The sequence below is a fragment of the Micromonospora sp. SL4-19 genome, from assembly GCF_047921475.1.
Lineage (GTDB): Bacteria > Actinomycetota > Actinomycetes > Mycobacteriales > Micromonosporaceae > Micromonospora.
Genome location: NZ_JBLROB010000006.1, coordinates 95,866 through 110,343, shown reverse-complemented (window position 1 = coordinate 110,343; position 14,478 = coordinate 95,866). Strand labels below are relative to the sequence as shown.

At 75.8% G+C, this 14,478-nt stretch carries 14 protein-coding genes; 11 read left to right on the top strand and 3 right to left on the bottom strand.

Features of this window, described 5'->3' with window-relative positions; translation table 11 throughout:
* The first annotated feature begins 63 nt into the window (after window positions 1-63).
* From ACNAVT_RS11365 to ACNAVT_RS11335, 7 genes are all read left to right on the top strand, one after another.
* On the top strand, window positions 64-825 hold the full coding sequence (locus ACNAVT_RS11365; RefSeq protein WP_416295366.1) for a TetR/AcrR family transcriptional regulator: 762 nt from the start codon (window positions 64-66) through the stop codon (window positions 823-825).
* A gap of 257 nt (window positions 826-1,082) precedes the next feature.
* A complete protein-coding gene (locus ACNAVT_RS11360) occupies window positions 1,083-1,592 on the top strand; it encodes a YbaK/EbsC family protein (protein WP_416295365.1) in 510 nt (169 codons plus the stop codon).
* Between the two features lie 76 nt (window positions 1,593-1,668).
* Complete coding sequence (locus tag ACNAVT_RS11355; protein ID WP_416295363.1) at window positions 1,669-2,430, top strand: monooxygenase; 762 nt, start codon at window positions 1,669-1,671, stop codon at window positions 2,428-2,430.
* Window positions 2,427-3,002, top strand: coding sequence for a GNAT family N-acetyltransferase (locus ACNAVT_RS11350; RefSeq protein WP_416295362.1), 576 nt, complete (start codon window positions 2,427-2,429; stop codon window positions 3,000-3,002). The genes ACNAVT_RS11355 and ACNAVT_RS11350 overlap by 4 nt, the downstream gene beginning before the upstream one ends.
* Entirely contained in the window at window positions 2,999-3,877 is an 879-nt protein-coding gene (locus ACNAVT_RS11345; RefSeq protein ID WP_416295360.1) for a carotenoid biosynthesis protein, read from the top strand. Before ACNAVT_RS11350 ends, ACNAVT_RS11345 begins: the two co-directional genes overlap by 4 nt.
* Window positions 3,874-4,998, top strand: coding sequence for a glycosyltransferase (locus ACNAVT_RS11340; protein ID WP_416295358.1), 1,125 nt, complete (start codon window positions 3,874-3,876; stop codon window positions 4,996-4,998). The genes ACNAVT_RS11345 and ACNAVT_RS11340 overlap by 4 nt, the downstream gene beginning before the upstream one ends.
* Before the next feature lie 11 nt (window positions 4,999-5,009).
* Window positions 5,010-6,497 (top strand): phytoene desaturase family protein, encoded by a 1,488-nt coding sequence (locus tag ACNAVT_RS11335; RefSeq protein WP_416295356.1) that lies wholly within the window; start codon window positions 5,010-5,012, stop codon window positions 6,495-6,497.
* A gap of 10 nt (window positions 6,498-6,507) precedes the next feature.
* Here ACNAVT_RS11335 and ACNAVT_RS11330 read toward each other — a convergent pair whose 3' ends face one another.
* Together ACNAVT_RS11330 and metF are read right to left on the bottom strand one after the other, a co-directional pair.
* Window positions 6,508-7,233, bottom strand: coding sequence for a CDP-alcohol phosphatidyltransferase family protein (locus ACNAVT_RS11330; RefSeq protein WP_416295354.1), 726 nt, complete (start codon window positions 7,231-7,233; stop codon window positions 6,508-6,510).
* Window positions 7,234-7,277: 44 nt separating this feature from the next.
* Complete coding sequence (gene metF, locus ACNAVT_RS11325; RefSeq protein WP_416295352.1) at window positions 7,278-8,195, bottom strand: methylenetetrahydrofolate reductase [NAD(P)H]; 918 nt, start codon at window positions 8,193-8,195, stop codon at window positions 7,278-7,280.
* 226 nt (window positions 8,196-8,421) lie between these two features.
* On the opposite strand from metF, the gene ACNAVT_RS11320 reads away from it, so the two are divergent.
* On the top strand, window positions 8,422-9,882 hold the full coding sequence (locus ACNAVT_RS11320; protein WP_416295350.1) for a helix-turn-helix domain-containing protein: 1,461 nt from the start codon (window positions 8,422-8,424) through the stop codon (window positions 9,880-9,882).
* Window positions 9,879-10,961: a polyprenyl synthetase family protein gene (locus tag ACNAVT_RS11315; RefSeq protein ID WP_416295348.1), complete on the top strand. Its 1,083-nt coding sequence runs from the start codon at window positions 9,879-9,881 to the stop codon at window positions 10,959-10,961. The genes ACNAVT_RS11320 and ACNAVT_RS11315 overlap by 4 nt, the downstream gene beginning before the upstream one ends.
* Before the next feature lie 50 nt (window positions 10,962-11,011).
* Here ACNAVT_RS11315 and ACNAVT_RS11310 read toward each other — a convergent pair whose 3' ends face one another.
* A complete protein-coding gene (locus tag ACNAVT_RS11310; RefSeq protein ID WP_416295346.1) occupies window positions 11,012-11,401 on the bottom strand; it encodes an Rv2175c family DNA-binding protein in 390 nt (129 codons plus the stop codon).
* Between the two features lie 154 nt (window positions 11,402-11,555).
* Here ACNAVT_RS11310 and pknB point away from each other — a divergent pair, with 154 nt between their 5' ends.
* Together pknB and ACNAVT_RS11300 are read left to right on the top strand one after the other, a co-directional pair.
* Window positions 11,556-13,544, top strand: a complete 1,989-nt coding sequence (gene pknB, locus ACNAVT_RS11305) for a Stk1 family PASTA domain-containing Ser/Thr kinase (RefSeq protein WP_416295344.1) — start codon at window positions 11,556-11,558, stop codon at window positions 13,542-13,544.
* A gap of 56 nt (window positions 13,545-13,600) precedes the next feature.
* The gene (locus ACNAVT_RS11300; protein WP_416295343.1) at window positions 13,601-14,461 is read left to right on the top strand and encodes a deoxyribonuclease IV; all 861 of its coding nucleotides are present in this window, start codon (window positions 13,601-13,603) and stop codon (window positions 14,459-14,461) included.
* Window positions 14,462-14,478 lie beyond the last annotated feature (17 nt).

Here is a 14,478-nt window from a genome sequence, read left to right as displayed (position 1 = left end):
CTGTGTCCGTCGGATACAGAGTATCGTAGACACAGTTTTTGTCCGGGCACAAGAGAGGTGATCGTGGAGACCGGTGGCATCGACAACCGGCGGCTGTACGAGCTGCTCTGGGGCACGCCCAGCGGGCCCCGGCGCGGGCCCCGCCCCACCCTCACGCTGGCCGCGATCGCCCGGGCCGGCATCGCCATCGCCGATGCCGAGGGGCTCGACGGGCTGACCATGCAGCGGGTTGCCGAGTCGCTGGACGTCACCAAGATGGCGCTCTACCGATACGTGCCCGGCAAGGCGGAGTTGGTCGCCCTGATGCTGGAGGCGGCGATGGGCGAACCGCCTCCGCCCCCGGCGGGCGCGGACTGGCGCGGGCAGCTCGACGACTGGGCCCGGCAGTTGTTCGACCGGTTCCGCCGCCACCCGTGGGCCAACGCGGCGACGGTCGGCCCCCGGCTGCCCGGCCCCCACGAGCTGGCCTGGTTGGAGCGGGTCGTCGCCGCCCTGACCGGCACCGGCCTGACCGGCGACGAGCAGCTCGACGTCGCGGTGCTCCTGGTCGGACACGCCCGCAACCTGGCCCAGCACGCGGCGGCGACCACCACCGAGGCGCCCGGACAGGTCCGGGAATCCGGGTTCGCCGCGCTGCTGCGGGGCCGGGAGGAACGCTTCCCGGCGCTCGACGCCGCGTTGCGCTCGGCCGCCGCCCAGGACGCCGGCGACCAGGCCCTCGACTTCGGCCTCGCCCGCATCCTCGACGGCATCGAGGCCCTCATCACCGCCCGCGCCGCCCGACCACCGCACACGTTCGGGGCAGCTGCCGCGACCGCCCCCTGACCTGGGGGTGGTGCGACCCCGGACCGCTCCGCCGTCTCACCGGTGCGGCGACACGCGCTCGCCTCCTCCAGAGCCGACAGGCGTGGGCGACCAGAGCCGACAGGCGTGGGCGACCGACGAGCCCGGGCGGGTCACCGGACAGCTGTCTACCGGAGATCCGTAGACAGTGTCTACTCGGCGACGGGCGAACCACCCCCGCCCTGCGCCTCGCCCGGGTGGGTGTGCTGAGGAACGGGGCAGGAAGCAGAATGAGCGACATGCAGTCACAGCCAGACATGCAGGCGGTACACCCGAACGTGCAGGCGGTGCAGCGCGCGCTCGACGACGCGGGCGCGCGTAACGGCTCCGGCGCGGCGAGCCGAATCCGCCTGCTGCCCGAGGCGGTGCACACCGCCGCGGCGGCAGCCGAGGCGCTCGGCGTCAGCGTCGGCGCCATCGCCAACTCGCTCATCTTCGACGCGGACGACGCACCACTGCTCGTGCTCACCTCCGGCGCGCACCGGGTGGACACCGCCGGCCTGGCCGCGTCCCTCGGGGTCACCCGGCTGCGCCGGGCCACCCCGGAGTTCGTCAAGCGGCACACCGGCCAGGTGATCGGTGGGGTCGCCCCGGTCGGCCACCCTCAGCCGCTGCGCACCCTGGTCGACACCGCGCTGCGGGAGTACGACGAGGTGTGGGCGGCCGGCGGCGTGCCCCGGGCGGTCTTCCCCAGCACCTACGCGGAGCTGCTGCGGATCACCGCCGGCACCCCCACCGAGGTGGCGTGAGCGAGCGGAGCGAGCGAACCATCGAGCTCAGCAGCGAGGCGCCTCGCGCCGCCGCGGAGCGGAGCGGAGCGGTGGCGTGAGCGCTCCCGGACTCGTCACGTTGCACGTGTGGCGGATCCCCCGCACGGCGGTCCCTCGGGCGCTGGCCCGGATGGCAACGCATCCGCCGCGGCTGCGCCGGACCCCCGGCGTACGGTTCGGCAAGCTGCTCGGCACCGGGACCGGCACCGGCTTCGGCCCCGGCGACGCCGACCTGACCCGGTGGGCCGCCCTGACGGTCTGGGACTCCCCCGCCGCGGCGGCCGGCTTCGACACCTCGCCGGTCGGCCGGTCCTGGGCCCGGATCGCCCGCTCCTCGGCCAGGCTGGAGCTGCGTCCGCTGACCAGTCGGGGTGAGTGGTCCGGCCACCGGCCGTTCGGCGAGCCGTCCGGCGGCCACCGCCCCGGCTCGCCGGTCGATCCCGGTCGGGGCACCGGTCCGGTGCTGGCGCTGACCCGGGCCCGGCTCCGGGCCCGCCGGGCGGTCACCTTCTGGCGGGCCGTCCCGCCGGTCGCCACCGCCCTGCACTCCGCGCCCGGGCTGCTCGCCCGGTTCGGCGTCGGCGAGGCGCCGCTGGGCTGGCAGGGCACGGTGAGTGTGTGGCGCGACGCGGCAGACCTGGTCGCGTTCGCGTACCGTCACCCGGAGCACCGCGCCGTGATCGCGCGTACCCCCACCGAGGGGTGGTACGCGGAGGAGCTGTTCGCGCGGTTCGCGGTGTGCGACGTGGTCGGCGACCTCGCGGTGCTGGGCTGGGCCGCCGAGGGCGACCCGGAATCGGCGAGAGGACGCGCATGAGGTTGGTGCGGTGGACGCCGGACGATCTGGTCCGGCGCTTGGACGACGTGGTGGCCGTCTACGGCGAGGCGATGGGCTACCGCGCCGACCTGCTGGAGGCCCGGCGTGGCTACATCGCCACCCACGTCCGCCGCCCCGGCTTCCGCGCCGTCGCCAGCCTCACCAGCGAGGGACACCTGGCCGGCTTCGGGTACGGCTACCTCGGCACCGCCGGCCAGTGGTGGCACGACCAGGTGCACCGGGCGCTGGACACCGAGGCCCGGCGGCGCTGGCTCACCCACCCCTTCGAGGTGGTGGAGCTGCACGTCCGCCCGCCCGCGCAGGGGCACGGCCTCGGTGCCGGCCAGCTCCGCGCCCTGCTCACCATGGCGGAGGGGACGACCGTGCTGCTCTCCACCCCGGAGGCCGACGAGCAGCGGTCCCGCGCCTGGCGGCTGTACCGCCGGTTCGGCTTCGTCGACATCCTGCGCGACTTCCACTTCCCCGGTGACGAGCGGCCGTTCGGGGTGCTCGGCCGGGACCTGCCGCTGCCCCCACCGAGCCCGGACGCCGCACCCGGCCCGGCCACGTGATCCGCGGCCGGCTGCCCTGGGCTCTGCTGGCCGTCCTGATCCTCGCCCAGGTCTGCTACCCGCTCACCACCGGCGCCACCAGGGCCGGGCTGACCGTGGCCACCGTCGTGCTCGGCTACCTGCTCTCCGTCGCCCACGCGCTGCTCAGCCGGGGTACGCGTACCGCGGTAGCGCTGGTCGCGGTGGCCACCGGCGGCGGGTTCGCCGTCGAGGCGCTCGGGGTGGCCACCGGCTTCCCGTTCGGCAGCTACGTCTACTCCGGGGAGCTGGGCCCGAAGCTGGCCGGCGTGCCGTTGATCATCCCGCTGGCGTGGACCTGGATGGCCTGGCCGGCCTGGCTCGCCGCGGTCCGGCTCACTGAGCCTGCCCCCGGGCCGGCCGGAGACCGGCAGGCACCAGGGTGGGTGGACCGCGTCGGCCGGATCGCGCTGGCCGCGGTCGGGCTGGCCGCCTGGGACCTCTTCCTCGACCCGCAGATGGTGGCCGAGGGCTACTGGGGATGGCGCAACGCCACCCCGGCCCTGCCCGGGCTGCCCGGCATCCCGGCCAGCAACTACCTCGGCTGGCTGCTCTTCGCGGTGCTGCTGGCGGCGGCGCTGCGCCCGCTCGCCGGGCCGGCCGTCGACCGCACCGGCCGGCGGGACACGCCGATGTTCGTGCTCTACCTGTGGACGTACGCCTCCAGCGTGCTGGCGCACGCGGTCTTCCTCCGGCTGCCGGCCTCGGCGATCTGGGGCGGGATCGGCATGGCGGCGGCCGCCGGGCCGCTGGCGGTGGCGCTGCTGCGCGAGCGCCGCGCCCGTGCCGACCGCCGGCAGCCGCACCCGGCCCCGCCCCGCCCCGGCGTCGCCGACCGCAGGGAGGCGGCGACATGAGCGCTGTTCTCGCCATGGTCGCCGCGGTCGCCGCGCTCACCGCGCACAGCTGGGTCAACACCACCCGCTGGCTGCGCCGCCCCGCCGCCGGCCCGGTCGAGGTGACCGAGGCGGTGGCGGTGCTGCTGCCGCTGCGCGACGAGGCCAGGCGGGTGGCACCGTGCCTGCGCGCGCTGCTCGCCCAGCGGGGCGTACCGGACCTGCGGATCGTGGTGCTCGACGACGGCTCGACCGACGGCACCGCCGACGTGGTCCGCGCGGTGGCCGGCGACGATCCGCGGCTCACCCTGCTCACCGGGGTCGCCCCGCCACCGGGTTGGCTGGGCAAGCCGCACGCCTGCTGGCAGCTCGCCACCCGGACCGACCCGGCCCCGACCGTGCTGGCCTTCGTCGACGCCGACGTGGTGCTCGCCCCGTACGCCGTCGCGGCGGCGGTGGCCGAGCTACGCGCGGCGGAGGCGACGCTGCTGTCGCCGTACCCCCGGATCGTGGTGCGGGCGGCGGGCGACCGACTGGTGCAGCCGCTGTTGCAGTGGCTGTGGCTGACCTTCCTGCCGCTGCGCGCGATGGAACGCTCGCCGCGGCCGTCCCTGGCCGCGGCGGGCGGTCAGTTCCTGGTGCTGGACCGGGCCGGCTACCTGCGGGCAGGCGGGCACGCGGCGGTGGCCGACAAGGTCCTGGAGGACATCGAGCTGGCCCGGGCGGTGAAGCGCGCCGGCTTCCGGATCGCCCTCGCCGACGGCTCTCAGCTGGCCACCTGCCGGATGTACGAGACCTGGCCGCAGCTGCGCGACGGCTACACCAAGTCGCTCTGGGCCTCGTTCGGGCATCCGGTCGCCGCGGCGGCGGTGGTGGCCCTGCTGCTCCTGCTCTTCACCGCGCCCCCGCTGATCGCCGTCGGGTTTGCCGCGACGGCACCACGGGTGTCGATGGTTGCGCTCATCGCATACCTCCTGGGAGTGGCCGGACGGGTGGTCAGCGCCCGGGCCACCGGCGGGCGGGCCTGGCCCGACGCGCTGGCCCACCCCGTGTCGGTCGTGGTCCTCGGTTGGCTGACCCTGCGGTCGTACCATCTGCGGAAGCGGCGCCGGCTCGCCTGGCGGGGTCGCCCGGTGAGCTAGGAGGACGCGGCATGGCGCGGATCGTGGTCATCGGCGCCGGCGTGGGCGGGCTGGCCACCGCCGCCCGGCTGGCGGTCACCGGGCACGAGGTCACCGTCTTCGAGCGGGCCGACACGGTCGGCGGCAAGCTCGGCCGGTACGTCCACGACACCCCCGCGGGGGCGTACCGCTTCGACACCGGCCCGAGCCTGGTCACCCTGCCGCAGGTCCTCCACGACCTGTTCGAGGCGACCGGGGCGAAGCTCGACGAGTACCTCGACCTGGTGCCGCTGGACCCGATCGTCCGGCACGTCTTCCCCGGCGGCGCCACGCTGGACTCCTGCGCCGACCCGGCCGAGTTCACGGCCCGCATCGGCGCGGCGTTCGGCGACCGGGCCGCCGCCGACTGGCAGCGGCTCTGGCGGCGGGCCACCCGGGTCTGGGCGGCGTCGCACCGGGACGTCCTGCGCCGCACCATCGACTCCCCCCGGGACCTGGCCGCGCTGGCCTGGCGGCTCGGCGACCTGACCGCGATCGCACCCGGCCGCACCCTGCGCGGCGTGAGCCGTCGTCACCTGTCCGACCCGCGGCTGCGGATGCTGCTCGACCGGTACGCCACCTACACCGGCGCCGACCCGCGCCGCGCGCCGGCCGCGCTGGTCGCCGTCCCGTACGCCGAGCTTGCGTACGGCGGCTGGTATCTGCGCGGCGGGCTGGGCACCCTCGCCGACGCGCTGCTGTCGCGCTGCCTCGATCTCGGCGTGGTGGTGCGGACCGGCACCACGGTCACCCGGATCGACGCCGCCGGTGGCCGGGTGCACGGGGTGCGCCTCGCCGGGGTCGCCGCCAGAGTCCCCGCCGACGTGGTGGTGGCCAACGTGGACGCGCTCACCGTCTACCGGGAGCTGCTGCCCACCCCGCGCCGGCTGGCCGGGCTCACCGACCGCAGCCTGGCCGGCTTCGTGCTGCTGCTCGGCGTACGCGGCGACTCCGGGCCGGCGCACCACACCGTCTTCTTCCCCGACGACCACGACGCCGAGTTCGACGCGGTCTTCGGCGACCCGGGACGGGGGGTGCGGGCCCGGCCTGCCGTCGACCCGACGGTCTTCGTCACGGTGGCCGACGACCCGACGGTCCGCCCGGACGGGCACGAGGCGTGGTTCGTGCTGGTCAACGCCGCCCGCCACGGCACCGCCACCGGCGCGGTCGACTGGCGGCGGCCGGGGCTGGCCGAGGCGTACGCCGACCGGATCCTCGACGTGCTCGCCGAGCGGGGCGTGGACGTTCGGAACCGACTGGTGTTCCGGGAGATCCGTACGCCCGCCGACCTGGACGCGGCGACCGGCGCGCCCGGTGGGGCGATCTACGGCACGGCGGGCGGGCTGCTCCGCCCGGCCAACCGGGGCCCGGCGCACGGGCTCTGGCTGGTCGGCGGCTCCAGCCACCCCGGCGGCGGCCTGCCGATGGTCACCCTGTCGGCCCAGATCGTCGCCGACGAGATCGGCCCTGCCTGGGCGTGAGGACCTCCCGTCACCGGCCCGGGGTTCGGGTGGGCTGCTCGGCGGGTCGGTCGGCGTCGATCAGCGCGCGGCGGACGGTGGAGAGGAGCTGCCCGAGGCCGAAGCCGGCCAGCAGTACCCAGACCGTGGTGGCCATGGTGATGGTGCCGGCGGTCAGGTCGGCGTCGATCAGCCCGGTGAGCCCGGCGACCAGCAGCCCGACCAGGGCCACACAGACCCGGGTGGGGCGCTCCCCCACGGTCACCGCGCCGATCTCGCGCATGCCGGCGGAGACTGCCCGGGCCCGGACGTACTCGTGCAGCCAGGAGAGGCCGCCGGCCGCGGCGACCAGCGCGCCCGGCGCGCCGATCAGCCAGAACGCGATCAGCCAGGCGGCCTCGCCGAGCCGGTCGGCGACCGAGTCGTAGACGTAGCCGAGCCGGGTGGTGCGGTTGGTGGCCACCGCGACCGCGCCGTCGACGCTGTCCGCCACCGCGGCCAGCAGCACGAACAGCGCGCCGAGCATCGGCCCGTCGGTCGGCCGGCGGACCAGCAGCGGTACGCAGACGCAGAGCAGCACGCCGGCCACGGTCACCGGGGTCGGGCCGATCCGGAGCCGGCCCAGGATGTAGCCCACGTGGTAGGCGAAGCGCACCCAGGCGCGGACGACCGGCGCGGCGGCCCGGGGGTCGAACCCGCCGTGCAGCCGCGCCCACGCGGTCGCGTACTGGTCCCAGTTCAGCTGTGTGCCCACCACAGACCAACCGTAGAAGGACCGCGCGGGTGTCGCGGGCCGCGTGGTCACACTCGCGCGTCGGCCCGCAGGTGCTGCCAGACCTCGCGGGTGGCGGTGGACCGGTTGAGGGTGATGAAGTGGATCCCCGGCACGCCCTCGTCCAGCAACCTCGCGCACATCTCGCTGGCCTGCTCGATGCCGAGCCGGCGGACCGCCTCCGGGTCGTCGGCGACGCGGGCGAACCGCTCCGCCAGCGCGGGCGGGAACGGCGCGCCGGAGAGCTGCACGGACCGCTCGATGGTGCCCAGCTGGGTCACCGGCATCACGCCGGCCAGGATCGGGGTGTCGCAGCCGGCGGCCGCGACCCGGTCCCGCAGCCGCAGGTAGTCGTCGGCGTCGAAGAACATCTGGGTGATGGCGAACTCGGCGCCGGCCCGGCACTTACGGACGAAGTACTTCGTGTCGCTGGCCACGTCGGGCGAGCGCGGGTGCTTGTACGGGAAGGCGGCCACCCCGACGCTGAAGTCGCCGGCGTCGCGGATCAGCCGGACCAGCTCCTCGGCGTACCGCACGCCCGCGGGGTGTTCGACCCACTCGCCGCCCGGGTCGCCCGGCGGGTCGCCCCGCACGGCCAGCACGTTGCGGACGCCGACGGAGGCCAGCCGGCCGATGACGTGCCGCAGCTCGGCGACCGAGTGGTTGACCGCGGTCAGGTGCGCCATCGGCAGCAGGGTGGTCTCGGTGGCGATCCGCTCGGTCACCGCGACCGTGGTGTCCCGGGTCGAGCCGCCCGCGCCGTAGGTGATCGAGACGAACGACGGCCGCAGCGACTCCAGCTCGCGGATGGCCTGCCAGAGCAGGCGCTCCCCCTGCGGCGTCTTCGGTGGGAAGAACTCGAAGGAGAAGGTCGGCCGACCGGCGCGGATCAGCTCCCCGATGGCCGGCTGCGGGTTGGGGAGGACCGAGGGAAGACCGAGCGCCACGCCCCGGCTGTAGCCGCCACGTCCCTTCGTACCCAGGATCTTCCCAGAGCGCGAGCAGGGCCCGGTGCGGCGTCGTACCCCGGGGGTAGAAACGGGGCAGCGCGGTGGTGCCGGCCGGTGGCCGGCCCCGGGGTCCCGCGCGGGGGTCAGCACGATCGGCGGCGCGCCGGTCCGGCACTGCCGGGCGTCCGCGCCGTCACCCGCGCCGATGCCCTCCGGAGGACCGATGACCTCGTTCCCGCCGCCCGAGCCGCGCCTGCTCGGGCCGCTCCTGGCCGAGCTGCGGACCGCGCGTGGCTGGAGCCAGCAGCGGGTCGCCGCCGAACTCTGCGCCGCCTCCGCCGTACCGACCCTGACCCGGCACGAGGTCTCCCGGTGGGAGCGCCAGCGGCGGCTCCCCGGTGACTTCTGGCTGGGCTGGCTCGCGGTGGTCCTCGGGGTGCCGGGTGAGCTGCTCGCCGAAGCCGCGGCGCACAGCCGCCGGTTGGGCGCCGTGCCGGCGGCGGTCGACCGGGCCGGTTCCCGCTCGAGGGTGGCCCTGCTCACCCTCGCGCACCGCTGGGCAGCCGATCCGTCCGGCTCGGCGCCGGGCGGTCCGCTCGCCGACCGCACCCTGGTCGGACCGACCGGTGCGGCGTTCCCCACCGGCCGGGAGGCAGCCGGACGGGGCGTGGCCGGACCAGCGGCCGCCGGACCGGGCGCGGCGCCGGCACACCCGCCGGACCCGGCCGGGCCGGACGCCGGCGACCTGGCCGAGCTGCGGCGCTGGGACGACCTGCTGGGTGGGGCCGACCTGGCCGGGCACGGCGCCCGTCGGCTGCGCCGCGCAGCCCGGGGATACCGCGTCGCCGGGGCGGCCGGCCGCCGCCGGCTGCTGCCGGTGCTGGCCGAGTCGGCACAGCTCGCCGGCTGGCTCGCCGCCGACGCCGGGGACCTGGCCGGGGGCCTGGACGCCTACCGGCTGGCGCTGCGCGCGGCGGCCACCGCCGCCGACCCGGTGTTCGCCGGGCACGTGCTCGGGTCGGCCAGCCACCTGCTGGCCGGCGTCGGGGACCCGCCGGGGGCGTTGGCGCTGGCCCGGATCGGGTACGCCGGCTGCCGCGACGCGGCCTCCCCCGGCCTGCGGGCGCTGCTGCTGCACCGGGTGGCGTTCGCCGCCGCGCTCGCCGGGCGGGCGCGTGCCGCCCGGCAGGCCCTGGACGCCGCCGAGCGGGCCGGCGTGCCCGATCCGGGCCGGGAACCGCCCTGGCTGTACTGGCTCGACGAGGCCGAAGTGGCGGCGATGACCGGCCGCACCCTGATCGCGCTGGGCCGCCCCGCGCCCGCCGTGCCGCTGCTGGCATCGGCGGGCGGGGCGGGCCGCGGCGCGCAGCGGTCTACGGCGGCTGGCTGGCCCGGGCGCACCTCCAGCTCGGCGAGGTGGCGGCGGCCTGTGCGGTGGCCGGCGACGCGCTGCTCGACGCCGTCCGGTCCGGCTCGCCCCGGGCGGTCGGCCAGCTCACCGACGTACGCCACCGGCTGGCCGCGCACCACGACGATCCGGCGGCCCGGAGGTATGCCGACCTGCTCGCGGCGGCCCGGCCGTATCTGCCGCGTGGAACGGCGGCCCGGGGCGGCGCGGTCGCGGCCCCACGCGGCGCACCGCCATGGTCACGGCCCACGAGGACCGGCTAGCGTCGTGGCGTGACCGACGCCTCTCCCGTATCCCCCGTCGACCGCGCCGGCCTGCGTCAGCGGATCGACAAGGCCCTCACCGAGTTTCTCGCCGGCCAGCGCGGCTGGCTGACCGCCGTCGACGACGGCCTGGTGCCGGTCGCCGAGGCGATCGAGGCGTTCGTGCTGAGGGGCGGGAAGCGGCTGCGCCCGGCCTTCGCGTACTGGGGTTACCGGGGCGCCGGCGGGGTCGACTCCGACCAGGTGGTGGCCGCCCTGGCCGCGCTGGAGTTCGTGCAGGCCAGCGCTCTGATCCACGACGACCTGATGGACCGCTCGGACACCCGGCGCGGCGAGCCGGCGGTGCACCGGCGCTTCGCGGCCCGGCACCGCGCGGCCGGCTGGGTCGGCGACCCGGACGGGTTCGGTGACGCGGCGGCGATCCTCCTCGGCGACCTCTGCCTGGTCTGGTCGGACGAGCTGCTGCACGCCGCCGGCCTCGACCCGCGTACGGTCGCCCGGGCCCGCCCGGTCTTCGACGAGATGCGCACCGAGGTGACCGTCGGGCAGTACCTCGACGTGCTGACCCAGGCCACCGGGGACACCTCGCGGGAGCGGGCCGGCAAGGTGGCCCGCTACAAGTCGGCGAAGTACACGGTCGAGCGGCCGCTGCTGCTGGGCGCCGCGTTGGCCGACGCCCCGGCCGAGGTGCACGCGGCGTACTCGGCGTACGGGCTGCCGCTGGGCGAGGCGTTCCAGCTCCGCGACGACGTGCTGGGCGTCTTCGGCGACCCGGAGCGCACCGGCAAGCCGGCCGGCGACGACCTGCGCGAGGGCAAGCGGACGTATCTGGTGGCGGCGGCCCTGGAGGAGGTCGACGACGCGGGCCGGGAACTGCTGCTCGCCGGGCTCGGCGATCCGGAGCTGGACGCCACCGGGGTGGTTCGGCTGCGCGAGCTGATCACGGCCAGCGGGGCGCTGGAGCGTACCGAGCGGCGGATCACGGCGTTGACCGAGAACGCGCTGGCCGCCCTCGCCACGGTCGACCTGGACACCGAGGCCCGTCAAGCCCTGGTCGACCTGGCCATCGCCGCCACCCGCCGCACCGACTGACCGCACCCGAACCCACCCTCCCCATGCTGGGGAGGGTGGGCCGGGCAGGTTCAGAAGCCGACGGCCTGGGCGCGGCGCTTGACCTCGCGGGCCTGGTCGCTGCCGAGCACGGCGGCCGGCGTGCCGGGGAGGGTGGGGTCCACCTCGTAGAGCCAGCGCAACGCCTCCTCGTCGTCGTACCCGGCGTCGGCGAGGAGGTTGAGCACGCCGGGCAGGTGCTTGAGCACGGTCCGGTTGGCCACCAGGTCGGCCGGGACGCGGCGGACGCCGTCACGGCGTACCGCGATCAACTCCCGGTCCCGGATCATCTGGTGCACCTTGCTGATCGACAGGTCGAGGCGCTCGGCCACGTCCGGCAGGGTCAGCCAGCCGGCCGGGTCGGCCGGTCCGGGCAGATCGGCGCCGGTGGCGGCCGCGTCGGCGGGTACGGAATCGGTCACCCGACCACCCTGCCACGTGCCCGCACGGCCGGGCATCGGCACCCCCGTCGCACGCCCGGGCGTCCGGGCGCCGACCTGCGGGGAGAGGTGTCCGCCGGCCCGGCTGTAGCATCCTGTTCTACCTTCACCCCCCGGACACATAGACTGCCTGCCGATGGACACACAGGTCGCCGACACGTTGCTGGGCTCGCTGATCGACGGGCGCTACCGCATTCGCGGTCGCGTGGCCCGCGGCGGCATGGCGACCGTGTACACCGCCACCGACGAGCGCCTGGAGCGCACCGTGGCGGTCAAGATCATTCACCCGACCCAGGCACCCGAGGCCCGATCCCGGATGGCCGGCTTCGTGGAGCGGTTCACCGACGAGGCGAAGACCATCGCCCGGCTGACCCACCCCAACGTGGTGGCGGTCTACGACCAGGGCACCTACCGCGGTCTCCCCTACCTGGTGATGGAGTACGTCCGGGGCCGCACCCTGCGCGACGTGCTCGCCGAGCGGCGCCGGCTCGACCCGGACGAGGCCCTCGCGATCGCCGAGCAGATGCTCGCCGCGATCGCCGCGGCCCACCGGGCCGGTCTGGTGCACCGCGACGTCAAGCCGGAGAACGTGCTGGTCGCCGAGGCTCCCATCGGCGGCACCGCCAACCTGGTGGACAGCGTGGTCAAGGTGGCCGACTTCGGGCTGGCCCGCGCGGTCGAGGCGAGCGCCGAGGAGGAGAACGGCAACCAGCTGATGGCCACCGTCGCGTACGTGGCACCGGAGCTGGTCACCGACGGCCACGCGGACCCGCGAACCGACGTCTACTCCGCCGGCATCGTGCTGTTCGAGATGCTCACCGGCCGGGTGCCGTACGACGGCGACCGCCCGGTGGAGGTCGCGTGGCAGCACGTCGACCGGGACGTGCCCGCCCCGTCGACCCTGGTCCCGCGCCTGCCGAAGGTCCTCGACGACCTGGTCGGCCGGGCCACCCGGCGGGACCCGAACGCCCGACCCGCCGACGCCGGCGCACTGCTGGCCGAGGTGCAGGTGGCCCGGGACGACCTGGGCAACCCCAACTCGCACACCGCTGTGCTGCGGCGGGTGGCCGACGAGACCGCACCGGTGGCCCAGCCCACCATGGTGGTGGCGGCCGTCCGCCCGGCCGAGCGCCCCGCCTGGGCCCGGCTGCCCGAGGGCGGCGGGCAGCGCCCGCACCGCCGCCGGGCCGCCCCCGAGAAGGGCGGCGACCTGGGAGCCCGGCTTGCCGGGCTGCGTACCCGGGTGATGGGCTCGCCGCGCGGCCGGCTGGCGGTGGCCGCGGCGGTCGTGGTGCTCGGCCTGGTGGCCGCGGTCGGCGGCTGGTGGTTCGGGGTGGGCCGGTACACGACCGCCCCGCAGCTGGTGAGCCTGACCAAGGCCGAGGCGCAGGCGCAGGCCACCCGTGGCGGCTTCACCCTCCGCTACGCGGACCCTCGATACGACGAGAAGGTGCCGAAGGACAGCGTGCTGGGGCAGGATCCGGCCTCCGCGGCCCGGATCCTCAAGGGTGGCACCATCACGCTGACCCTGTCGCGCGGTCCGGAGCAGTTGCCGGTGCCGGACGTCGTGGGCAAGGACTTCGAGGTGGCCCAGGCCGAGCTGACCGACGCCAAGCTGGTGGTGGCCAAGGGCCCCGCCAAGTACGACGACGAACTGCCGGCCGGGGTCGTGCTGGCCACCAACCCGAAGGTGGGCACGGTGGTCAAGCCGGGCACGAAGGTGACCGTGACGCTGAGCAAGGGCCGCGCCCCGGTGACCGTGCCGAACCTGGTGGGCAAGAACCTCAACGATGCCCGGGGCATCCTCGCCCAGCTCGGGCTGACCCCGGTGGAGTCGTACAAGCAATCGGACAAGCCGAGGGACGAGATCCTCGGCCAGAGCCCGGCAGACGGCGCCGGCGTGGAGAAGGGCGCCCAGGTCAAGCTGGAGGTCAGCGAGGGGCCGCCGCAGGTGGTCGTACCCCGGGTGATCGACCTGCCGTGCGATCAGGCCAAGCAGATGCTGGAGAGCCAGGGCTTCCCGACCACCATCCAGGTCAACCCCGGCGGAATCGCCCGCTTCCAGGTCCCGGGCGAGAACACGCCGGTGCCGCCGGGCACCCCGGTCACGGTGACGTGCCTGTGAGCGCGAGGAGTGAGCCGGGCCTGCGAGCCCCGCAGTCGCGAACGAAAGACGGCCCGGTGAGTGGGCGGCGGCGGGTCGGCGCGCACACTCCCACCTCGGGCGGCCTGGCGAAGGCGGCGCTGCCGTACGTCGACGCGGCCGCCGCCGAGGTGGTGCAGGTCTACGTCTCCAACTCCCGGGGCTGGGCCCTGCCGGCCGGCGATCCGGCCCAGGACGCGCTGTTCCGGGAGGGCTGCGGCGAGCGGGGCGTACCGGTGTTCATCCACGCCTCGCTGCTGGTGAACCTCGGCTCCCCCACTCCGGCCACGGTCGAGCGGTCGACGCAGACCCTGGCGCACGCGCTGGGCCGGGGCGGGGCGATCGGCGCCGAGGGTGTGGTGTTCCACGCGGGCAGCGCGGTGGACGCGGGACACGCCGAGACGGCGATGCGGCAGGTACGCGAGGCCCTGCTGCCGCTGCTGGACGAGTCGGCGTCCGTCGGCGGGCCGATGCTGCTGGTCGAACCGAGCGCCGGGGGCGGCCGGTCGCTGGCCTCCCGGGTGGAGCACCTGGGCCCGTACCTGGACGCGGTCGACCGCCACCCGATGATGGGGGTCTGTTTCGACACCTGTCACGCCTGGGCCGCCGGGCACGACCTGGCTGCGGAGGGCGGGATGACCGCCACGCTGGAAACCCTGGTCGCCACCGTCGGCGCGGACCGGTTGAAGCTGGTGCACGCGAACGACTCGAAGGACCTGTGCGGTTCCACCCGGGACCGGCACGAGAACATCGGCAAGGGCACCATCGGTGAACCGGCGTTCGCCGAGCTGATGCGCCACCCGGCCACCGCGGGCGTCCCGGTCCTGGTGGAGACCCCGACGGAGAAGCACGTCGGCCACGCCGCCGACATCGCCACCCTCAAGCGCCTCCACCCCTGACCGGGCGGCCCGCAGCA